Consider the following 20,329-nt stretch of genomic DNA (forward strand, 5'->3'; position numbering starts at 1 on the left):
CCCGCGAGGCCGCACTGTTCTGATGCGACTGCACACTGTGGCAGGTGGGTCACCTGATGTCGTTAAGCTTCGGCAGGAGATTGCTAATCACGAAGTTGTCAACGTGCTGAACGATCTTTAGCAGTAAGTGGTGGAGGTGGTTCACGTGATGTAGTTCAATTTTCCGCGGGCTCCCATCAACAGCGTTCCCGTTCCGATGCACTAAGTCATGGCGCGCAGAAACGACACCGGCAAGATCGTCGAGCAGCGCTTCGGGTATATCGGCTAGGAGCACGTTGTTGAAGATTGACTTGATGTCTCCGATGTTATGGAACGAAACTCTTTCCAAGCTCTCCTGAACCATGGACTGGATTTGGTCAAGCGTGGTAAAGAGATCTTGGATGGCAACCTTCTTTTCGCGCTGACCTAGGCCACCCGACTCGACATACCGGCGCAGGAGGTTTCGATCCTTCAGAATGAAACGCCGCGCGGTGTCGGACAAGTATGCCTCTAGGGCAGTCACGAGATTGCTGTAGACCATCTTGCAAAGGACATCATTGCCCCGCGGCACCGTGCCGAACAGTTGCAGCGCTTCGGTCGTTGATCGAACGAACGTGTCGTGGAATACGGTCGTCCGAGGGGCGGAGGCGGCGTTCTCTTTCCCAAAGAAGTCTGCAATATAGCCGCCCCGGACGAGTTCGGTGGCGTCAAGTTCGCAGGATGCGTTCTCAGGGGCTGCCTCAAGGGCGATCCGCATCGCACCATTTATGCTCCGAGCTGGGATGCCGAGATCAAGAGGAAGCCAAGTAGAGCGTCGGAGGTGGTCGTCGATCTTTAAGAGAAGTCGGTGGATTGCCGAGCCTTCCACTTCATTGATCACGCCTACGTGCGCCTTTTTTGGCGCGCTAATCACGAAGCGGGCTGCTTCGAGCCACTCTTTCAGGTCCATCCGGTCATAGAGTTCGACGTCCTCGTTTTCGATCCAATCGTGCCATTGTCCGGCCTCGTCGGATAGCTTGTCGCAGGCGAATTTGAACTCCCGTTCGGCATCTTCCACTGTGTAACCAAGGGCGTCCAGTCGCGCTTTCATCGCTCTTACAGTTGCTCGATACCGATAGCGTGGGAATAGACCGCCGCCGGCCAAATGCTCGTTCGAACGGTCTTTATCTTCATCGAGGAACAGCCACATCGACAGGAAACCCGGTGTCCGGAGGACCGGATACCCGGCCACTTTGAGGTATGCACTACTATCCATTCGCGTCGCTGGTAACTTTGTAGAGCCTGAATTTTACGCAGTTCGGAATCGCTTGCATAATAAGTCATCAGTGACGTATGATTGCGGCTCTGTCAGCACGAATTAGCTCCATACCCGGTTTATCGTGGTGGGCGGCGTCTTTCTTGGATAAGTCATAAGTGACGAACAATATCCTGCGGTGCGTAACCAGAATTCATACACCGACCAACACAATGTGAGACGACCCATGTGGATCATCACGCGAGATTTCCTGCACGAGCAGAGCCCTGACACTCCGAGCTGCGTTGGCCGCGGCACCTGCAAGAAGGAAGTGGAGACTACATTGCCGGGCGTGCCGGCAGAGGCGAGGGACGCCTTCCTGGCGGAGCTGCGCAAGCAGATGCCTTACGCCTCCCGCCTGTATGACGACGATGGTGAACTCTACTACGAGGGCCTGTCGTCCGATCGGGACTCGGAGATCGCTTTCCAGCCGCTCGATTGGGCCACCGCGGACAGCGGCTGCACCTACATCGAATACCTCCAGGACAACGGCAAGTGGGAGCAACTTTGATTACCCAGGCACAACGTCAAGTCGTCGCGCAGATGCAGGATCTGGATCGCCAGGTCCGCGCGCTTTACGACCAACAGGATCGCCTCATGAAGATTCTACCGCCGCTGGACCAGCTCTCGGATCTGGACCTGGACTGGTGGATCGGAAATCTGCCCGGCTGCTTCCATCGCACGGAGCTGCGAGTCGAGCGCTCGCGCCGCAATGAAACCCAGGAGAAAGCCTGATGCCCAGGCCAACACGAACGCACCCCGTGCCGAAGGTGGGCGACACCGTCGCCCTGAACGACTTCGGCCTGCAGCAAATCTACGGTAACAGCCGCGGTGGCTTGAGCCACATGAAGACGCTGCAGATGAAGATCACGCACGTGGACCGCGAGTCCATGACCTACCCGGAAGAGACCTTCCCGGTGGAGGTGGATAACGCGGACATCAATATGTTCCTGATCGACCACTGGTGCTTCGACGTTGTGGAGCCGGCATGATTCTCTTCACATCCGACACGCATTTTTGGCACCGCAACGCACTCAAGTTCCGGGACTTCGAATCGGTCGAAAGCATGAACGACCTCCTGGTCAAGCGCTGGAATCGCGTGGTCAAACCTGACGACGACATTTTCCACCTTGGCGACCTGTCCTTTGCGGGGCTGGCCAGGACGGTGGAGGTGGTGCGCCAACTGAATGGCCGCAAGCACTGGATCACCGGCAACCATGACCACGCGCTGGAGCGCAAGCCGGAGTTGACCAACCTGTTCCAGTCGGTCCAACCCTACAAGGAGCTGAAGATCACGGACCCGGACGCGAAGGGCGGCGTTCAGCGCATCGTGCTGTGCCACTTCCCGATCCTGTCCTGGAACTGGATGCACCACGGCAGCTGGATGCTGCATGGCCACAGCCATGGGACGCTCAGGCACCCCTACGAGGACATGCGGCTCTATGACGTGGGTGTAGACCCGAATGGGCTGCAACCGGTGCCCTACTGGAAGATCAAGCAGATCATGCGGCTGCGGCGCGGTCATGTCTGCGACCAGCATATGGAGACCGCAGATGACGCTGCAGCTGCCTGAAGGCATCAGCCACCAGGACCTGATCGAAGTCTCCGGCTTGGGCGACACCGTGTGGGTGAACGCTCCGGACGGTTCGTGCATCGGCCGGTTCTCCAAGCGTTTTGGCATCGACGTGCATCGGACTCTCACGGATCAGATGACCGGGCTGGATCAGTGCCTGTTTTGCACTCATGAAGCGGCCGGGCCGGCGGAGTGGGAGCAGTTTCGCGCGGCCATGCTGCAGCACTACGGCATGGACGTGCCGGCAGACACCATAAATTTCGAGGAGAAAGCATGACCGAGCGCACCATCGTGGACGATTTCGTCAAGCAGGCGATGTTGGACCACTTCAGCCTGTTCCCGACCCGCAATCACGTCCTGGAACACCTGTTCCTCACCCTCGGCAATGGCTTCGAGTGGGGATCGGACGGTTACGGTAATGCCGTGCCGGTGGCCTACTTCCTTGATCGCCATGCCAACCGCGGCATACTCCTCTTCGAGGAAGAAATGCCTGATATGGCCAACAAGACTACCGGCCTGCCTGCCTTGGACGCGGCCTATCAGGTCAACGCCGAGTTCCAGAACCTCGTGCGCTCCTGGGCTGCCGCGAACATCGACGTTATCTCCAGCGATGCCTTTCACTTCTACGGCCACAGCCTTGGTAAGGTGAAGCCATACCCATACTGCAAAGGCGGCCTGCTGGACACAGCTCCGGACAATATTCATCCCGAGTGGAAGCGTGCCGCGGTGCGGTTTGCCCACAACATTCTGGCGCAGATTCGTGGCTCGCTCGGTCTGGTCAATAGCGACGAGGAGACGCTGCGTTACCTGGAGCAGCGCGCTCAGGAATATCTGCAGCCGTTCCAGGTATGCAAGGCGGCAGTGAAGCGCTTCCGCGATCCTGCTCAGGAGGCTCTGGCCGCCAAGCTCATTGCCGAGGTGTTGGCGGAAGGCGGCAAGTCATGAAAGCCAAGCGCACAGAGCCGAAAGTTACGCGCATTCGTCCTGCCGGCGACAACCATCAGGTTGTCACGGTGGAGGGCGGCCGCGGCCTCTACAGAAAGCAGCCATGCGATGACTGCCCCTGGCGGGTGGATGCCGTGGCTGAGTTTCCCGCTGAGGCCTTCCGGCATTCGGCCCCAACGGCTTACGACATGGCGACACACACGTTTGCCTGCCACCAGTCTGGTCAACAGAAGCCGGCCACGTGCGCTGGCTTCCTGCTGCGCGGCGCCGAACACAACCTCAGCGTGCGCATGGGCCGGATGAACGGACGCATCAAGAACGACGTGTCGGACGGCGGTCATGCGCTGCATCCGAGCTACCGAGCGATGGCTGTGGCCAATGGGGTGGATCCGGACGATCCAGTGCTGCAGCCCTGCCGCGACTAGCGGCGTCATTGCAGGCTAAGTAGCAGGACCAACTCAAAGTCCTACTACCGATTGCGACAATTCTTACATCAACAACCGAACGGGAATCGACATGATCGACCTGATCCTGGACCGCGTGCGTCAAGCCCAACAGCAGCGGACCTATGACACCAAGCTGACGTTCGAAGCCAACGGCCAGGTGTTCAACCTGATCGAGCCGCACGATAAGCAGAGGCAGATGATGGCTCTGATCCGCGACGACAACGTGGACGATCCGACGGTGATCTTCCAGAAGATCAGCCATACCGTCGACGGCGCCTTCTGGAAGATGGCCACCATGACCAGCAGCGACACGGATCTCCATCTGGAGGGCGGCTTCTGGGTCATGTGTTCCGGCATTCTCCGCACCCGCACGCACCTGCATAAGGAGCTGTATTACGCCATGCAGAAGGCGTCGCAGGCCTACATCGAAACATTTGGCGTTGGAGTAAGTAAGCAATGAGGTAGTTTGCAGACGTCACCGGTCACTTTGTGTAGTGCGAACGGCTGATGGCTGCCTTGAGAAACGTGCCCTACGCTTTCCCCCAGTGAAGCTACGGAGTAATCATGCCTACCTCGCGTCTGATGCTCGCCGTTGTGCTATTCGTTGCGACGGGAAATGGCCTATCTCACACCCTGGAAGGGTTGGTGCCCTATGAGCCGCCACGCTCACCTTCACAAAAAGACCTCGTCGGCTTTGGACAAACCACTTACTTGAAGGATCCGAAATCGCAGTGGCTTTACACGGTCAACAAGGACGTGATGCGAGACAAGACAAGAGTGACTGCACGACTGTCGGCGTTTACGCCTGCTGACCGGCCACACTCCGTCGCCGACGTTACAGTCGTTCTAAGTCTGAACTCTGCCCCAAACGGTAGTGACATAGTTCGATTTGATCGGACAGTAGGGAAAGAAATTGGCTGCAAAGGGCGATGTCAACTTGAAATGCGGTTTGATTCCGGACCTGTGATTAAGGTTGCAGTCCAGGAACGAGGCCAGGCTCCTTTGAATTCGTTCCACATAGTCGAGCCCAAAGCATTCGTTAAGTCGCTGAAGAAGTCCAAAGTCATGATCGTAGAGTTTCCACTCGTCGGCGCGATGCCAAATCAACTGGTGTTCGAAACAGCTGGCCTCAAGTGGGACTAGGCTGGCCGTTTACGGGATGGCCGAGATGCTCCTAGGGCGGCAATCCGTCTATACTGTATAAATATACAGTATCTCCGACGATCATGGACTGGATCAAGTTTGGCCCACGGCCACAGCACAAATATGCGGCTGGGGAACTGAGAGAGCTTTACCAGGCATGTCCCACGCCCCAGATGCGTCAAGCGCTGTGGGAAATCAAGCGCCTGCAGACAATCGTCAAGAAGGCGAATCAGTTGGGCCGCGCACTTTCAGGCATGGGCTATCAAGAGGCGGACCTCGCACTCCTCGGTCTCATGCAGATGTTGAAGGATGAGCCGTGCATCCATGAGGACCCGACCAGATCCATCGTGGAGGCAATGGAGCGCGACAAGGAGTGATCGTTTAGCAACATTGCCTGGATGCTGATACAATTCGTTACATGTCGTTGATCTACATTGCCCACTTATTGCGCCGAGCCCTTCCGGCAGAAAGTGCCTGTCGCCTCTTTAATACGTCATGGCTCTCACGGAGCCACCGCATGCGTCTCCTGCGCCGAGCCTTCCCTGGAATCGCAAAGCGTGTTTCGATCGCCGCGCCAATCCACATCGATCAACGCGGCAACCTAAGTATTGGCAGCGAGTCGTTTCTCAACACCGGCTGCGTGATCCTGAACGGTGCGCAGGTATTCATCGGCGCGAACGTCCTGGTCGGCCCCGGCGTGGTATTCGCTGCAGATGGACACCACATCGACCCGCTGGAACGGGCAGCGGATCCAAGCGCCAAAAGCAAGCCCATCACGATCGAGGATAACGTCTGGATTGGCGCTCGCGCAGTGATCTGTCCTGGCGTAACCATCGGAGCCAACAGCGTGATCGGCGCCGGCAGCATCGTGACGCGCGATGTTCCGCGAGGCGTTCTGGCGGCTGGCAATCCTTGCGCTGTTAAGAGGAGTGTGTCAGCCAACCAGGAAAGCTGGACCGGTGCGGATGGCCTGAAAAGAGCGGCCTGACGGATCTCAGCACGACCTGGATCTTCGCGGCGCACCTGCGGGCGGATTGAAGAAAAGCCGACAAAATAAGGCACCCGAATTTGGGTGCCTTTTGTTTGATCGGTAGCGGCCATGGAGTAGCCAGTGGTTACAGAAATGGTGACAGACGGCAATTCCGCTGCTAATCTCAGCGCGTCACCTACCCACTTGGCCCTGCCGTGCTGCATCCGCTGGTGCTGCTGTTCGCGTTGTCGGGCACGCTGATGGTCAGCAAGACCCTGCGCATCCCGAAATTCTGAGTGGCCGGCGCGCGTGACGCCGGCAATCTCTCTTTCTCGTTTGCTTCGCCAGTGCTGATGCGAACAGCGCCTCACGCGTGGCTTAGGCGCGTGCAGCCTCCGCAGCCACCCCCGCACGCTGGCGGCTGACCATCAACGCCATCAGCGCCGCCACCAGGCAGGCCGCTCCGGCCGCGTAGAGCGCCGGCGTATAGGTCAGCAGCAGCGTACGGCTCAGGCCGGCGCCGAACGCTGCCACCGCCGCGCCGATCTGGTGTGCCGCGAAGATCCACCCGAATACCATTGGCGCGCGCTCGCGCCCGAACGCCGTGGCCGCCAGCTTGACCGTCGGCGGCACGGTGGCGATCCAGTCGAGGCCATAGAACATCGCAAAGATCGACAACCCGTATAGCGTGAAGGTGGAGTGGGGCAGCCAGAACAGCGACAGGCCGCGCAGCGCGTAGTACCAGAACAGCAGCTTGCGGCTGTCATAGCGGTCGGACAGCCAGCCCGACAGGATGGTGCCGACAAAGTCGAACGCCCCCATCATCGCCAGCGCCGAGGCCGCGGGTACAGGACCCATGCCGAAGTCGCCGCACAGCGCGATGAAGTGGGTCTGGATCAGCCCGTTGGTGCTCAAGCCGCAAATGAAGAAGGTGCCGGCCAGCACCCAGAAGGCCTGGTTACGCGCCGCGTCGCGCAGCACGCGGAACGGGCCGCTCAGCGTAAATGGCACAGCGGGCTGCGGTGCGGGCGGCACCGGCGTGGAGGCCGGGACTTCGCCGAACGCGGCCAGGCCGACCTCGGCGGGCCGGCTGCGCATCAGCCCGAATACCAGCAATGCCAGCACCGCGCACGCCGCCAACACCGGCAGCACGGCCACGCGCCAGCCCATATGCTCGATCAGCCAGGCCGCCACCGGCAGGAACGCCAGCTGCCCGGTGGCGGCGCTGGCCGTCAGGATGCCGATGACAAGGCCGCGCCGCGCGCTGAACCAGCGGTTGGCTACCACGGCCGCCAGCACCAGCGCTGTCAGGCCGGAGCCGACCCCCAGCATCAGGCCCCATGCCACAAAGAGCTGCCACAGCTCGGTCGACACGGTGGCCAGCGCCATGCCGCCCGCAATCAACGCCAGCGCGGCGCAGACCACGTTGCGCACGCCGAATCGGTCCATCAGCAGCGCCGAGAACGGCGCCATCAGCCCGAACAGGGCAAAGCGGAACGCCAGGATCGACGAGATCTGGTCGGTGTTCCAGCCCATCTCCCGGCTCAGCGGCTGCAGGAAGGCACCGGGCAGGCCAAGTGCGGCCGAGGTGGTGAGCATGACCATGAAGGTCAGGGCGGCGATCAGCCACGCGTAGTGGATGCCGCGCCGGTCGAGCCGGCGGGAAAGGGCTTGGGCGAACATGGGGGCTCTTGTGGTCTCGGTTTCGATGCGGATCGGAAAGGACAAAGGAAGGGCATCCCGCTGCGTTCGGCTGCGGGTTGTCGGTCAATCTTCAGGAAAAAAGCCCGGTACTAGGCGTTGCCGTCCAGCAGATGGGTTCGCACTGCGTTCAGCATCTCGTCGGAGAGCGTATCGCCTTCGGTGGCGCGCGCGAGCGTGAGGGCGCCGACCAGTAACGCCATGCGCACCAGCGCCTCTTCGTGGCGTTCCTGCGGATCGTCCGACGCCACGGTCTGCGCCATGTCATCGATCATGGTTCGTAGCCCTTCGGCATAGGCCTGGCGCACCGGTTTGCCGGCGGGCTCGCGGGCGACATCGACGGCCAGCGCGGCGGCCGCGCAGCCGACGCCGGGGTTGGCACAATGCGCGGCGGTCAGGTAGGGCTCGACCAGGTTGGCGAGCATGGCTTTGCGGTCGCCGTCGGCGCGCGCGAGGCGACGTTCCCAGCGCGCGGTCGATTCCTCGAACGCGCGCTTGCAGGCCTGCGCCGCCAGCGCATCCTTCGAGGCGAAGTGGCCATAGAAGCCGCCATGGGTCAGGCCGGCGCCGGCCATCAACTCCGCCACGCTGACCCCGTTGAGGCCGCGCTCGCGGAACAGCCGCGACGACGCTTGTTCGATCGCCTCGCGGTTCTTGTCGGTTTGTTCGCGTGATGCGCGTGCCATCTGAGACCTCGCTGGGTGGGGCTTTCGCAAAGCTTAGATGATGTTCATCATTTATTCAATAGATGTTGAGCATCATTTAACCTATCTTGTCACAAGGTAATGTGCATACATATGAATGCATCTTCAGCAAGGTGAAGGGTTTTCCCGTATCGTCTTGCCTGATGACCGCCCCGGCCCGCAGTGCACCTCTGCACCGCCGAAACCGGCCTGGCGGCAACCGGTAAAGACAGTGTCCAGCACAGCCCCTCTCCAGACCGCCTCCGCGGCGGACGCCATGACCTCGCGCGAGCGGCGCGGCATGGCCGCCATCCTGATTGCCGTCGCCCTTGCCACGCTCGACACCGCCATCGCCAATACGGCGTTGCCATCGATTGCGGCGGACTTGCGCGCCACCCCGGCGGCGTCGGTGTGGGTGATCAACGCCTACCAGCTGGCGATGGTGGCAACGCTGCTGCCGTTTGCGGCGCTGGGCGGCGTGGTTGGCCACCGGCGCATCTACCTGGGCGGCGTGCTGCTGTTCACGGCCGCGTCGGTGGTATGCGCGCTGGCGTGGTCGCTGCCGACGCTGGCGGCGGCGCGGGTGCTGCAGGGCATCGGCGCGGCGGCCATCATGAGCGTCAACACGGCGCTGATCAGCGCCATCTTTCCCACGCACCGGCTCGGGCGCGGGCTGGGTTTGAATGCGCTGGTGGTCGGCGTGTCGTTCGCGGTGGGGCCGACGGTGGCGTCGGTGATCCTGTCCGTTGGCACGTGGCCGTGGCTGTTTGCCGTCAACCTGCCGATCGGCCTGCTGGCGCTGGCGATCGGGCGCGGCTCCTTGCCGCAGACGGCGCGCAGCACGCACGGCTTCGATCGCGTTGCAGCAGTGCTCAGTGTGATTGCCTTTGCCGCGCTGATCCTCGCGCTGGGCGAGGGCGCACAGCGCGCGCCGCTGCACTTGTCACTGGCGGCGGCCGGCGTCTTCGTGGTGGCGTTCGGCCTGCTGCTGTGGCGCGAGCGCGGCCATCCGGCGCCGATGCTGCCGGTGGACCTGTTCCGGCGGCCGATGTTCGCGCTGTCGACGCTGACCGCGGTGTGCTCGTTCGCGGCGCAGGGGCTGGCCTTTGTGTCGCTGCCGTTCTACTTCCAGCACGTACTGGGGCGAGGGCAGGTGGAGACCGGCTTCCTGCTGACGCCATGGTCCGTGGTGGTGGCGCTGATCGGGCCGTTGGCGGGGCGCCTGTCTGACCGTTACCCGCCGGCCGTGCTCGGCGGCGTGGGCCTGGCGGTGCTCAGTGCCGGCATGCTGTCGCTGGCGCTGCTGCCGGCGAACCCCAGCGCGCTCGATATCGGCATCCGCATGTGCCTGTGCGGGGCCGGGTTTGGCTTCTTCCAGTCGCCCAATCTCAAGGCCTTGATGACCAGCGCCCCGCGCGAGCGCAGTGGCGGCGCGAGCGGCGTGGTGGCCACGGCCCGGCTGCTTGGGCAGGCCACGGGGGCGGCGCTGGTGGCATTGTGCTTCGGCATCGGCGGCGACCACGGGCCGGGCCTGGCGCTGGCGTTGGGCGCGGCATTTGCCGGGGCCGGTGCCGTGGCCAGCTGGATGAGGCTGGCCGCTGGCGCGCCGCGGTCGTAGCGGCGGGAGCCGCCGTTCGCGCCTTCAGTTCAGGCGCGTGATGCGGTTCGGTGCGCCGGGACTGACAGTGGATTTCGCCCTGAAATAAGCTTCGAAGACATCGATATCCACGGGGCCAGCCTGCTGGTTCGTGCCCTGCTTCAGTACCGTGAAATTGTCGCCGCCGGAGGCCATGAAGTTGTTCACCGTGACACGGTAGGTCTTGGCCGGGTCGATGGCGACGCCGTTGAGCCGCAGCGATGCCGGGTCGACGCGATTGCCCTGTCCCGAGGCGGCGCTTGCCGGCTTGCTCGCGTCCCAGGTATAGGTAAAGCCGCTGGAGACCTGCAGCACCCGCCCGCCTGCGGGTTGCGGTGATTCCCACTGCTGTTCCAGCAGGCGCAGGATCTGCGCGCCCGTCAGGCTCATCGTCACCATGCTGTTGCTGAAAGGCATGACGGCATAGAGCTGCCCGAACGTGGTCTGGCCATTGGTGGCGGCGTCGTAGGTCAGGTTCTGGCGCAGCCCGCCCGGATTGGTGAAGGCGATCACCGCCGGCCCGAACGACGCATCCGACGTGCCAGCCAGGTAGGCATCCGCCACCAGGCCGCCCAGTGCCGATTCGCCCGCAGCAGTCTGGGTGCGGTCGATGCTCGCGGTGATGGCGCCCACCACCGCGTTCTTGATCGGCGCGGTCAGTTCCACGTAGCGGCTGACCATCGCGTCGACCGCGCTGTCCTTCGGCAGCGCCGTATAGCCCGCAGGCAGCGGGATCGGCTTGCCCTGGCCGTCCTTGATCACCAGATCGTTGACCGCCACGCGGTTGTTCGCCAGCTTGGACGAGACCCGGCGCGTGGCCGGATCGATGGTGATATCGATTTCCGTGGCCAGCCGGCCGTAGGAGCCCGTCTGCGTCAGCAGCTTGCCGTCCGGCCGGGTGCAGACATATTCCTGGTGGGTGTGCCCGCTGACCACGATATCCACGGCGGGATCGAGCTTGTCGACGATCGACACGATGGCACCGTTCAGGCCCGGGCAGCTCTTGTCATTCACCGTGCCCGCCGTGGTCGATCCGCCATCATGCAGCAACACCACGATCGCATTGACGTTCTGCTGGCGCAGTTCCGGAATCAGCCTGTTGACCGTATCCGCCTCGGACTCGAACGTCAGGCCTGCGGTGCCCGCGGGCGTCACCACCGACGGCGTGTCCTTCAGCGTCATGCCGATAAAGGCCACCTTGGCCCAGTCGAAGGTCTTGATCTGGTACGCCGGCAACAGCGGCTTGCCGGTCGCCTGGTCAATGACGTTGGCGGCCAGGTACTTGAACTTCGCCCCGGCGTACGCGCCGTTGGTCATGCATGTGTCCACGCCGACAATGCCGCGCCGGCCGTCGGCCGACCGCGGAAAGCACCCGCCATTCTGCAGCCGCAGCAGCTCATCGCGGCCCTTGTCGAACTCATGATTGCCAACCGACGAGATCTCCAGGCCCATCTGGCCCAGCACATCGATGGCCGGCTCCTCATGGAAAGCCCCGGAAACCAGCGGCGAAGCGCCGACCATGTCGCCGGCGGCCACCACCACGTTATTCGGATTCTTCGCCTTCAGGCTCTGGATCAGCGCGGCCAGGTAAGCGGCACCGCCCGCCGATACCCGGGTACCAGCCGGGTTGGCGGCATCCTGCACCACCACGCTGCCGCCCGGCGCTTCCAGGTTGCCGTGGAAATCATTAAGACCGATGATCTTGACCGATACCGGAGCATCCGCCACCGGAGCGGGGCTCGACGGCGCCGAACCGCCCTCGTCATTCCCAGAACCGCAGGCGGCAACGATGCCTGCAAGAGCGAGCGCACCCAGGCTCGCGACGACATACCGTTTGCGTGTCATGTGGCCAATCCTTTGGGAAGCGGCTGCAGGCAGCCACTCTATGGGCCCATCGTGACTCCTTCATGACGCGGGGATGTCATGCCATGGCGCTAACCTGAAGCGCCATCAACGCCATGCACCGAACGCCAATGCATCCCAACCTGATCGCCTGCGCACTGGCCGTGTGCGCGGGCATTACCCAAGCCGCCACCACCGAACTGCCGCCAGCCGTGGCGCAGGCAAGCCGGCATGCCATGGCGGCCTGCCAGGAATATATGCATGACGACGCCGACGAATACCGCTCCTGCATCGACGCCATCGCCCGCGAGATTCCACGCGGCCGTAAGGATACGACGGCGCGGTTGCTTGGGCATTACTACTATGCGTGGGTCGGGGCCAATAGTACGGCGCGTTTGTCGCTGCCGGGGGCCGAGGCGGCTGCGCGGGTTTATTTGCGGGAGTTTCGGGCCTTGCAGCGCAAGGTGGGGGTGGATGACAAGACGCTGTGCAAGGCGGTGGAGGGGGATTGTGGGCAGAGGGTGGGGGTGATTGAAAAGATGGAGCGGGAGAGGGGGCGGTGAAATGCTCGACGAATAGCTGCGCGCGATAGTTGCAGGCGGATTATTGGCTGTACGCGCGGAGCAGGTCGCGTATCTCTTCCTTGGTCAATTGGCCTGAGCCGAGCACAGCTGAAAAATCATCCTTCCCTAGTGGAAAGCGCTTGAGCAGCGCATGCAGGCTGTCCTTGTCGAAGGGCGTTGCAGTGAGCGGGTCTAGCCAGAATTCTTCCGTTACGTCCCGAGGTTCCAGCTTTGTGCCTTCCACATTGATGTAGACCTTGTATCGGACAAAACCCTCCGGGAAGGTGCGGTCGAGATATAGCGACGTTCCTGGGGGAAGGATTGCGGCAGGGCTATCTGAGTTTCCGCCGGTAAGCATCAACGGGTACTGCAGCTTGTGCACCTTCGGAGTTTCTTCGCGCGCAAGTTGGTGTACCACAATTGCGCCAACTATGGCTCCGAGGAGTGCGGAGACGATCGGGGTTAGTAGGCGCTTCATGGTGCTATCCATTCTTGCGGATGCTCATTCGTTCTAACTGGTCTGGTACAGGAGCCAAACATCTTGGTCGAGATTGCTCTCCGCGATTTGATAGGGCTTCAGGTTAGTGGAGCTCATTGAGTATCGTCAGGATTGCTGGCTTACGCGCGGGCAGGGCGCGTTCGGGCTGGGTGTTCCCAGACTTCATGCAATGGCTGGACTTGGCCTCATATTCCTGAATCGACCAGACGTCTTGTCAGAGCTTTGGATCCGATTGGTCAATGTCTCATTGCCAGATGGCTGTGCCATAGTCGTAGACTACATCGGGCATTGTCTCACCTTGATTGAAATAGCGGCGCGAATTGGCCCTCGATGGGATCACGGACAAGGCTGGCCGGCTTCGCAGGTAGGCCAAGGTCGTCTAGGGTATTTGACAACTCGAAGGTTTTTCGACGAGGTACCAGTCTGAGTCGAGGGCTGTCGTTTCGAGAAACGAGATGAATCCGGTGTCATCACCATCGTCTGGCAGATCAAAATTCGCTAGCATGTCGAATGGCTTCCCCCAGCGTAAGCGAAACGCCGGCTGCATTGGCTGGCCTTGCACACAGAAGGCAAGGCTGAAGTCATCCGCTCCTCGAAGCCATTGAGACGGTATCCACACGCCGGTTTGCGGGCATGGCTCTCCCGGCTTAACACTAACATCGTGATTTATTGAATGGCGAGGATATTCCTTTGGAGGTGCGATCAAGCCTAAGCTTGCCGCATTTTGGATATCGTCTCCAAAATCTCCCTTATGACTATCATCACGGTTAACCAGTTCATAATCATGCTTGTGCAAATCTCGCTCACGCCAGTAGCTACCGGCCCACTCGTTATTCCTAAGGGTGGTCGCTCCGGTGCTGCATGCATGGCTCATTCTATCGAAGGATTCATCCCAGCGCCTGCGTTGTTCTTCTGTCATCCATCCGAGGGGCTGTTCAACGATTCCTCGATAGTCTGTCGCCGGTGAGTTCAGAAATCCTATCATAGGCATATAGTCCCCGCCGTGCTGAATGAGCTTGATGCCCCGTCGGATATTTTCGGCATGAGACAAGTAGCGGGACACCCAGTAGTCGAGGCGAGCCGCGCCGTGTAGCCCATGTCCGGTGATGAATCCGTTGTATAAGTCAGCGAAATCCGCGCAAAGCTGGGCGCAAATCTCGTAGTAGGGAATCGACGTGGTGTGGTAAAGGAACCATGCGTCCTGATCAATATCGCGCGTGGCCTGGTAGGGCTTCGAATCTCGCTTGCTCATTTTGTGGGTAGTGCTACGAAGGTGCTTTTAGCATCTTCATGGCTCCGGTCAGAGAAACTCAGTTTGGGTCGAAGGGCCAATCAACTTCGTCAGAGCCTGTCGTGTTGTTTGCATAGGTCACACTTGGCGCTTCTGAGTATCTCTCTCTGTACCGTCAGTCAAAGACAGCGGCGATAATTTTACGGGCTTGCGAACTACAGCGTGGATTCAGTTGCGCGGAGCTTGGCTGGAGCGCGGGATTCAAGGCTCATTCAGGTGGAGTAGCTTCAGCTGTTGGCGGGTGGGAGCCGGCTCATAAGCTGCCAGCCAGCATCCGGTCTCAAGATGAACTGTGTTCTAGCTAGGTTTCATTCAGTGAAGCATGCCTTAGAGCTTCGGATCCGACTGGTCAGTGTCCCATTGCCAGATTGTGGTGCCGTAATCGGAGACCACTTCAGGCATGGTGTCGCCTTGGTGAAAATAGCGGCGGGAGTTGGCTTTGGCCGGGGTCATCCAATAGCCAGATTTAGGACACGATTGACTAGATTGGCACCGCAGGTGGGGGGCTTCCGCGGCCGCAGGTTGGACTGCAGGTCGTGCAACGAAATGCCAAACTGTATCGACAGCAGTCGTCTTAAGGGGCGTGATTAGCCGATCCTCGGGATCTTCGTCTGGAAGCGGAAACTCAGCCCATATGTCATAGGGCTTTCCCCAGTGTAGTTGGAAAGCTGGCTGCATTAACCGCCCGCGAACGCAGAAGGCGAGGCTAAAATCCTTCGCGCCATGAAGCCATTGAGCTGGCACCCACACGCCGGTTTGCGGGCAAGGCTCTCCCGCTTTGGCGCGTACATTTGTTTTTACCGGGTGATGCGGATAGGTCGTTGGTGGGGCGAGCAACCCGCGTTGAGTCAGACTTTGGATGTAGTCTTTCAAGTCACCGGTATGTCCATTGTCGCGATCTACCAGCTCATATTCATGTCTGTGAAGATCACGCTCTAACCAATTTCTTCCGCTCCATTCGTTGTTCCTCAGTGTAGTTGCACCAATGGTGCATGCACCACTCAGACGATTGAAGCTTTCGTTCCAGCGCTCGCGTTGCTCCTCTGTCATCCATTCCAGTGGCTGCTCCACAAGGCCACGATAGTCTGAAGCGGCTGCATCGAGAATATCGGCCATAGGCATATAGTCATCCCCTACCTGAATGAGCTTGATGCCGCGGCGGATATTGTCAGCGTGAGCAAAGTAGCGGGACACCCAGTAATCCAGTCGACCTGCTCCGTGTCGCCCGTGGTCGGTGATGAAACGGTTGTATAACTCCGCGAATTCAACGCTCAACTGAGCGCATGATTCGTAGTATGACGGCGAAGTGGTCTGATAGAGAAACCACGCATCTTGGTCGAGATTGCGCGGTATATCGTAAGGCCTAAAATTAGATCTGCTCATTTGCCACTGTCCGGTAGTGCCACAATAATACCTTTAGCGTCCTCATGATTCCAGTCAGAGAACCCCCAGTTGGTATTGTACGGACCTTTGACATGGGGGTCTCCAGGCCTATTCCGCACTGGAGCGGGGACTTTCTGCCCGGTTATGTCTTCCCATTCGATACGAGTGTCGGGTTGACCGCCACGTCCAGGCAGGGGAAGGCCCGATCCAGAGTCAATTCTCGGTCGCGTATTTGAAGCTTTGTCCCATGCCGGAGTGAACACGATCTGTTCCGCGCCACCAATCAGATGATATGGAGTGCCGTTTAATTTTTGTGATGCGGCTGGCCCTTTCCATATTGGGAGTGTCTCCCCTGCGGCCAGTTCATAGACTACGTATTGGCCATTCTGATTCCATTCCGGCTTGACCGCGAGCCTCGCGCGCCAGTCGGCGCGGTTTTTTAGGCTGTGAAAAGTTTTCTCATCAACCCAGAACATGCCACCGGCCGCACTTGTCGGATCAACAACGCGATACAACTTAGCCGGACCTACGATCTTGCTAGGCGTTAATTTACCAGACTCGAAGGTTCTAATCGTCGCATCGTCGAGCGACGGTGGCGTTGGAAGACCCGCTTCCCTGAGCTTCTTGATACGGGCTTCCAGTTGGACCTTGATAGCTTCCACCTCTCTATCAGTGGGTGCAGGATGAGGAAATGCATTTCCGGTTCTGACCCACTTGGGCGGATGCCTGTTCATCAAAGCAGCCGCACCCTGCTGACTGATCGGCGCAATCCATCCCTTGTTATGCGTTTGCGTATAGGCAATCCAGGCATGATCATCCAGCCGCTTAGCCGTGATCTTCAGGATCGTGCGAATCGGCCCAGTAAACTGCTCGAGCCCATTTGCCATCTTCTGCTTGTTCTTGCCAAGGAAATCAAGAAAATCGTTCAGTTTCTCCCGCGTCGATCCCGGCACAATATACTTCAGCCTGCCCAGCAACTTCTCAGTCTTTTCCGCTGCCGCGAGGAACTGCGCCTTCAATTTGGCACCATTGACCAACCCTGCTAGCTCAGTGATCTTCTTCGAGCAGAATCGGTAGATGTCAGCCACCCCTTCCTTGGTTGCCCATTTCACGACCCTGGAACTGCTCAGAAACTCGGTAATCTTGGGCAGGGCGGCATCCAGTGCCTGATTGGTGGCGCGGCCCAGCTTGGTAGCATCGAAAAGCTCATCTACCCGCCGCAAGTACTTGCGGATGTAGACAAAGGCGATCTTGATGACCCCTTTGATTACCGAGCCGACCTCGGGGAAGAAGCCGATAATGGTCAGGGCGATGAAGAAGAGGATCAGCTTGTTGCCGGGGTCCTTCCGATACGCACGAATATTTGCACAGAGGTCGCGGATGTCGCAGATCGTATCGACGATCGGAATCAGGGAGATGACCATGTCGGCCGCAATCTGACCGGCGGATCGGTCTTCATTGAAGTCGCCCTGAATCGCTTCCCATAGCCAAAGGCCGACCCCTTTGTCTTCAGGCTTGGCCTGGCCGTGAACAAGGCCCCATGCCTCTTCTGTCTGTTGTTGGGTGCTCATGCGGTCGTATTCGTCTGGTCCTGGTTTAGCCGTGCTTCCTCTTCACGGATGAGCGGTTCAGTGGCCGCCAGCAGGTCATCCAGAGAGGGCCGGGGCACGTCCTTTGCAGCCGGGTTGTTCTTGTACGTGAGCGTGGCTTGACCCCATGGCACGGCTTCTTCCCGCTGCTCGGCAACGCCATTCAGCTTGCCCGTACGCTTGGTGCCGTCGGCAAACGTGAGTTCGTATTCGATGTTGCGCATAGGCTGACCTTCATAGCCCAGCAGGCTCATCTCGATCCAGTTGGGCTGACTTGCTGGAATTGGCAACGCCGGCAACGCCGCGGCATTCCCCCCACCCCCCACCAACGGATGCCCAGCCCCCTTCACCGACAACAACCCCGGTGTCTCAAACGTAATCGCATTCCCATCCAGCACGATCCGCGACGAGCCGCCGTGCAGCACCACTTTCTTCTGCGCCAGCACCTCGATGCCGTCGGTCGATGAGGTCACCGTCACGGCTTTGTCGGCCATCACTGCCAGCGCATCGGTATGCGCCTGGATGGAAACCGGTCCGCCGGCCGCAATGGCGCGAATCCCGTTGTTCTGGCTGAACAGGCTCACGCCCTTGGCCGCGGCCGCGGCGACGGTGTTGTCGGCGCCGACATGCCAGTCGGCCTGTGCCAGTCCCAGCAGGTGGCGTCCGGCAAAGATGCTGGTGGTGGCCTGCGTGGCCAGTGCAATCGAGCTGGGCGATTCCGCGACGAGCCACGGTTGCCCGAAGCGCTCGGCAGCGGTGCCGGTATCCGGGCGCCTGGCGTCCTGCTCGTTGACGCGGTCCGGATAGCTGCCGTCCTGCTGCGGGTCGATGGCCTTGGTCAGCGGTTCGAACGCGGCGAGCGCTCCCAGCGGCAGCGCCTGCTGCGAGGTGGCGGCATCGGACAGGCGCTGGGCGGTACGCTCGGCGGCGGTGATCTGGCCGCGGGCTTCGCGGATGTCGAGCATGGTGCCGGCGGCCCTGGCCTGGACCGTTGTCGACAGCAGCAAGCCGTTGCCGGCGCGCACGATGGCCCACGCGTCGGTGCGCAGTTCGGCGCCGGTGCCACGCCAGGCGCCGCGTTCTCCGCTGGCGGGAGGCTGCGCGATCACGTAGCCAAGGTTGAGCTGGGTGTCGGCGGCCGAGCTGGCCAGGCGCATGCGCAGCTGGCCGGTGTTGTCGTCGACGATCCACTGGTTGTAGCCGCCGTCGCCGAGGTTGTGCGAATGCCAGCCGGACAACGCTGTGTTCAGCGGCGCCTCGGTGGCGGGCCAGGGCAGGGTGTCCTGTTCGTTGTGCAGTTGCGCCACGACCATCGGGCGATCGATGTCGCCATCGAGGTAGGTCAGCATGACCTCAGTGCCGGCGCGGGGCAGGTGATGCACGCCCCAGTTGGGACCGGCTGCGGCGGTCGCCACGCGCACCCAGGCGGTGACCTGGCTCAGGTCGTCCTGGGCCGGGTCGGCGGCGGTGTCGGCCCTGGGATCGGCCATCGGCGCGCGCAGCCAGGGCAGGCGCACGCGCACGCGGTGATCGCGCTCGGTGGTCAGCGGGGCGCCGCCTTCGGCGATGACGACGGCAGGCTGTCCTTCCGGAGCGGTGGGCTTGGGCGAGTACACCGGCACGATCGGGGCATCGGCGCGCACGGCTTCGAAGCGGTTGCGGTAGCTGCCGGCCTCGATGTCGGACATGCCCAGCAGCAACGCGACCTCGGCCCCCAGGTTGTTGGCCGCTTCATGGCGCACCGCCAACGTGACGAACTCGTTCGCGGCGGTGTCGAAGTGCCCGGTCAGCGTGAAGCGTTCGCCGGCGCCCAGGGCGCGGACGCTGCCTTCGCCCTCGTAGCGCAGGTAGCAGCTTTCATGCGCTTGCGCGCGCAGCTGCGCGGCGCGGCGGGCGGCATCGGCGTCGGGGAAGCGGTACGTGCCGCGCGTTTCGAAGGATTCCAGCGCGGGCCATTCACCCAGGCTTTCGTTGCCGGCGTCGGCGGCGGTGGCGGCCAGGGACTTGTAGTCCCATGAGGCCACGGTGACGGCGTTGGTGCCAGTGGCTGCCTGCAGCGACCAATGGTCGATGGCGTCTTCGTGCTCAGTGGCGTCGCTGCGATGGAAGCGGATGCTGGGCTGCGCGCAGGCGGGGCGTTCGGCCTGGTTGTCGAAGATGACCAGGCAATGACGGGACTGGGCCTTGTCCTCCCGGCTGGATTGTTCGGCGCCGTCCTGTTGATGCTCGAAGCGATAAGACAGGCCTTCTTCCGCCAGCAGCCGCGTGACAAAGTCAAGATCGGTCTCGCGATACTGGCAGCAGACCGAGCGCTTGCGCAGCGGCTGGCTCACCGCCATGCGGTATTGGGCCAACGGATAGTCAGCCAGCACGTCTTCGATGATTTCCAGCGCGGTCTTGTCCTGGTACACATAGCAATCGGTGCGCGCGCGCAGGTGATCGAACCAGGTCCCCACCGTCAGCCGGTAGCGCGCCAGGCCACCGTCGCCGCCGATGGCCGCGCAGGTTTGCACATAGCCGTGCCAGGCGCGGCGGCTGCCGTCGGCAAGCATCAGCCGCAGCGTGATTTCCTCGGTGGCCAGGCGCGCGGTGTCCAGGTGTGCAGACGGGCTCAGGCAATCGATGTGCAGCTGGAACGGTGTGCTGACACTCTCCTGCGCGACGAAGCGCTCCACTACCAGGTCGTCGGCGGTAAGCGCCGTCTCCAGCGTGATCTGGCGCGTGCGTTGGCCCAGCAGCCCGGACAGGGCAGCCATCGCGGATGACGGGTAAGAGGACAAGGGCTTCATCGG

The 20,329-nt window shown here is 61.2% G+C and carries 22 protein-coding genes and 1 pseudogene; 14 read left to right on the forward strand and 9 right to left on the reverse strand.

Translation table 11 applies throughout. The features are described from left to right. Nucleotides 1-49 precede the first annotated feature (49 nt). Entirely contained in the window at nt 50-1,234 is a 1,185-nt protein-coding gene (locus tag RALTA_RS20410) for a HEPN/Toprim-associated domain-containing protein (protein ID WP_012355815.1), read from the reverse strand. Between the two features lie 226 nt (nt 1,235-1,460). On the opposite strand from RALTA_RS20410, the gene RALTA_RS20415 reads away from it, so the two are divergent. The 12 genes and pseudogenes from RALTA_RS20415 to RALTA_RS30815 all read left to right on the forward strand — a co-directional run. Continuing rightward, a complete protein-coding gene (locus RALTA_RS20415; RefSeq protein WP_041232525.1) occupies nt 1,461-1,784 on the forward strand; it encodes a hypothetical protein in 324 nt (107 codons plus the stop codon). Beyond that, the gene (locus RALTA_RS20420; protein ID WP_157877212.1) at nt 1,781-2,008 is read left to right on the forward strand and encodes a hypothetical protein; all 228 of its coding nucleotides are present in this window, start codon (nt 1,781-1,783) and stop codon (nt 2,006-2,008) included. Before RALTA_RS20415 ends, RALTA_RS20420 begins: the two co-directional genes overlap by 4 nt. Next, a complete protein-coding gene (locus tag RALTA_RS20425; protein ID WP_157877213.1) occupies nt 2,008-2,265 on the forward strand; it encodes a hypothetical protein in 258 nt (85 codons plus the stop codon). The genes RALTA_RS20420 and RALTA_RS20425 overlap by 1 nt, the downstream gene beginning before the upstream one ends. Then, complete coding sequence (locus tag RALTA_RS28900; RefSeq protein WP_012355819.1) at nt 2,262-2,846, forward strand: metallophosphoesterase; 585 nt, start codon at nt 2,262-2,264, stop codon at nt 2,844-2,846. Before RALTA_RS20425 ends, RALTA_RS28900 begins: the two co-directional genes overlap by 4 nt. Continuing rightward, nucleotides 2,827-3,123, forward strand: a complete 297-nt coding sequence (locus RALTA_RS20440; RefSeq protein ID WP_050976508.1) for a hypothetical protein — start codon at nt 2,827-2,829, stop codon at nt 3,121-3,123. Before RALTA_RS28900 ends, RALTA_RS20440 begins: the two co-directional genes overlap by 20 nt. Further along, nucleotides 3,120-3,791, forward strand: a complete 672-nt coding sequence (locus RALTA_RS20445) for a hypothetical protein (RefSeq protein ID WP_012355821.1) — start codon at nt 3,120-3,122, stop codon at nt 3,789-3,791. Before RALTA_RS20440 ends, RALTA_RS20445 begins: the two co-directional genes overlap by 4 nt. After that, a complete protein-coding gene (locus RALTA_RS20450; protein WP_012355822.1) occupies nt 3,788-4,216 on the forward strand; it encodes a DUF6283 family protein in 429 nt (142 codons plus the stop codon). The genes RALTA_RS20445 and RALTA_RS20450 overlap by 4 nt, the downstream gene beginning before the upstream one ends. Before the next feature lie 91 nt (nt 4,217-4,307). Further along, nucleotides 4,308-4,697 carry a hypothetical protein gene (locus tag RALTA_RS20455; RefSeq protein WP_012355823.1) on the forward strand — a complete coding sequence of 130 codons (390 nt, stop codon included), beginning with the start codon at nt 4,308-4,310 and terminating at the stop codon, nt 4,695-4,697. 104 nt (nt 4,698-4,801) lie between these two features. Beyond that, nucleotides 4,802-5,380 carry a hypothetical protein gene (locus RALTA_RS30380; RefSeq protein WP_012355824.1) on the forward strand — a complete coding sequence of 193 codons (579 nt, stop codon included), beginning with the start codon at nt 4,802-4,804 and terminating at the stop codon, nt 5,378-5,380. A gap of 83 nt (nt 5,381-5,463) precedes the next feature. Next, the gene (locus RALTA_RS20465; protein WP_012355825.1) at nt 5,464-5,757 is read left to right on the forward strand and encodes a hypothetical protein; all 294 of its coding nucleotides are present in this window, start codon (nt 5,464-5,466) and stop codon (nt 5,755-5,757) included. A 140-nt stretch (nt 5,758-5,897) separates the two neighbouring features. Continuing rightward, nucleotides 5,898-6,368, forward strand: coding sequence for a sugar O-acetyltransferase (locus RALTA_RS20470; RefSeq protein WP_050976509.1), 471 nt, complete (start codon nt 5,898-5,900; stop codon nt 6,366-6,368). Between the two features lie 185 nt (nt 6,369-6,553). Then, a pseudogene (locus tag RALTA_RS30815) lies at nt 6,554-6,646 on the forward strand (CDP-diacylglycerol--serine O-phosphatidyltransferase); the annotation flags it as partial. A gap of 82 nt (nt 6,647-6,728) precedes the next feature. Here RALTA_RS30815 and RALTA_RS20475 read toward each other — a convergent pair. Continuing rightward, entirely contained in the window at nt 6,729-8,033 is a 1,305-nt protein-coding gene (locus RALTA_RS20475; RefSeq protein ID WP_041232529.1) for an MFS transporter, read from the reverse strand. A gap of 110 nt (nt 8,034-8,143) precedes the next feature. Next, nucleotides 8,144-8,737, reverse strand: coding sequence for a TetR/AcrR family transcriptional regulator (locus RALTA_RS20480; protein WP_012355829.1), 594 nt, complete (start codon nt 8,735-8,737; stop codon nt 8,144-8,146). Between the two features lie 274 nt (nt 8,738-9,011). On the opposite strand from RALTA_RS20480, the gene RALTA_RS20485 reads away from it, so the two are divergent. Beyond that, the gene (locus RALTA_RS20485) at nt 9,012-10,352 is read left to right on the forward strand and encodes an MFS transporter (RefSeq protein WP_025581597.1); all 1,341 of its coding nucleotides are present in this window, start codon (nt 9,012-9,014) and stop codon (nt 10,350-10,352) included. Nucleotides 10,353-10,376: 24 nt separating this feature from the next. Here the strand turns inward: RALTA_RS20485 and RALTA_RS20490 are convergent, their stop codons facing one another. After that, entirely contained in the window at nt 10,377-12,215 is a 1,839-nt protein-coding gene (locus tag RALTA_RS20490; protein ID WP_167330464.1) for a bifunctional metallophosphatase/5'-nucleotidase, read from the reverse strand. A gap of 128 nt (nt 12,216-12,343) precedes the next feature. Here RALTA_RS20490 and RALTA_RS20495 point away from each other — a divergent pair, with 128 nt between their 5' ends. After that, nucleotides 12,344-12,775, forward strand: a complete 432-nt coding sequence (locus tag RALTA_RS20495) for a hypothetical protein (protein WP_081479507.1) — start codon at nt 12,344-12,346, stop codon at nt 12,773-12,775. A 40-nt stretch (nt 12,776-12,815) separates the two neighbouring features. On the opposite strand, the gene RALTA_RS20500 is transcribed toward RALTA_RS20495, so the two are convergent. The 5 genes from RALTA_RS20500 to RALTA_RS20515 form a co-directional block, all read right to left on the reverse strand. Then, nucleotides 12,816-13,253 carry a hypothetical protein gene (locus RALTA_RS20500; RefSeq protein WP_012355833.1) on the reverse strand — a complete coding sequence of 146 codons (438 nt, stop codon included), beginning with the start codon at nt 13,251-13,253 and terminating at the stop codon, nt 12,816-12,818. A gap of 400 nt (nt 13,254-13,653) precedes the next feature. After that, complete coding sequence (locus tag RALTA_RS29175; protein WP_012355834.1) at nt 13,654-14,526, reverse strand: hypothetical protein; 873 nt, start codon at nt 14,524-14,526, stop codon at nt 13,654-13,656. Nucleotides 14,527-14,892: 366 nt separating this feature from the next. Next, nucleotides 14,893-15,948 (reverse strand): hypothetical protein, encoded by a 1,056-nt coding sequence (locus RALTA_RS20505; RefSeq protein WP_012355835.1) that lies wholly within the window; start codon nt 15,946-15,948, stop codon nt 14,893-14,895. Next, nucleotides 15,945-17,519 (reverse strand): hypothetical protein, encoded by a 1,575-nt coding sequence (locus RALTA_RS20510; protein ID WP_012355836.1) that lies wholly within the window; start codon nt 17,517-17,519, stop codon nt 15,945-15,947. Before RALTA_RS20510 ends, RALTA_RS20505 begins: the two co-directional genes overlap by 4 nt. Further along, the gene (locus RALTA_RS20515; protein ID WP_012355837.1) at nt 17,516-20,326 is read right to left on the reverse strand and encodes a type VI secretion system Vgr family protein; all 2,811 of its coding nucleotides are present in this window, start codon (nt 20,324-20,326) and stop codon (nt 17,516-17,518) included. The genes RALTA_RS20510 and RALTA_RS20515 overlap by 4 nt, the downstream gene beginning before the upstream one ends. Between the last annotated feature and the right edge of the window lie 3 nt (nt 20,327-20,329).

It is taken from the genome of Cupriavidus taiwanensis LMG 19424, assembly GCF_000069785.1.
Lineage (GTDB): Bacteria > Pseudomonadota > Gammaproteobacteria > Burkholderiales > Burkholderiaceae > Cupriavidus > Cupriavidus taiwanensis.